The sequence below is a fragment of the Allomesorhizobium camelthorni genome (genome assembly GCF_011045125.1).
In the GTDB taxonomy this organism is placed as follows: domain Bacteria; phylum Pseudomonadota; class Alphaproteobacteria; order Rhizobiales; family Rhizobiaceae; genus Allomesorhizobium; species Allomesorhizobium camelthorni.
Genome location: NZ_JAAKZF010000290.1, coordinates 1 through 860, shown reverse-complemented (window position 1 = coordinate 860; position 860 = coordinate 1). Strand labels below are relative to the sequence as shown.

Sequence of the window (860 nt, the reverse complement as noted above, 5' to 3'; positions counted from 1 at the left end):
GCCGCGTCTCGGCGAAGACCGGAGCCGGTTTCAGCAGTACACCCTCAGCTGTCTCCTCGACAAGGAGCCGTGTTCCCGCGCTCCAATCACGCCGATGGCGGATGGCGCTGGGCAGGATGACCTGTCCCTTCGTGGAAACGGTGATGGTAACCTTCTGTGCGTTGTCCATTGGTCGAGCCTCAAAGACGTAAGACGACCGTAAGATATGGCTGAACGACGCGCAGTTCAATCCCACTGTGTCCTGACATGTCGCCTCAGTCATTTTTTCATTTGGGCGACCATGCAGTCGATCCTCCATTCTCAACCAGGAGCAAGCCATGCCCAAGTTCATGATCGAAACGACCTATCCCCTGCCGATCTTCCGACAGCGCTGCTTTGAAGCTGAAACGCTCGAAGCCGCGTCTGGGCCGGGGACGTTTCGCCTTACAGCGGCCTAGGGATCGCAGTCCCCGCACACTTCGATGAGACAGTTCAGCGCAAGGCGGACATGTTCGGGTCGCTGCTTGAGCTTTCTGGGGGAGCCGGCACGACCAATGGGTCTTTCCCTGCATGACTTCCAGCGTTGGCAGCCTCGCGCACAGGCCGCTGTCTTTAAAGCGCGGGTTATCATCGAAGAACGGCGCGATCTCGACGATCGCGACAATCCACCAAGTTGACAGCACGGATCCCTGCGCTGCCGTCGCGGCGATGACGCGAAAACAGGTTGGATTTGGAGAGTGACGCTTGCCTAACAACAGGCCCATCCGATAAAGCACCATGCGAGCGACGCAATGCCTGGTTCTGGCGCCTGAGTGTTGGATCGTCTCCAGTAGCCCAACAAAACGGCTAATGTTGAAGTCGCTATCATCAGGGGCAGAATA

At 57.8% G+C, this 860-nt stretch carries 2 protein-coding genes; both read right to left on the bottom strand.

The genetic code is table 11. The annotated features are described in order from the left end of the window. Nucleotides 1-169, bottom strand: a 169-nt coding sequence (locus G6N73_RS35950) for an AbrB/MazE/SpoVT family DNA-binding domain-containing protein (protein WP_165034583.1), incomplete at its 3' end; no start/stop codon positions are given. Between the two features lie 97 nt (nucleotides 170-266). After that, nucleotides 267-860: hypothetical protein (locus G6N73_RS36645; protein WP_206079288.1), on the bottom strand; the 594-nt coding region annotated here is incomplete at its 5' end.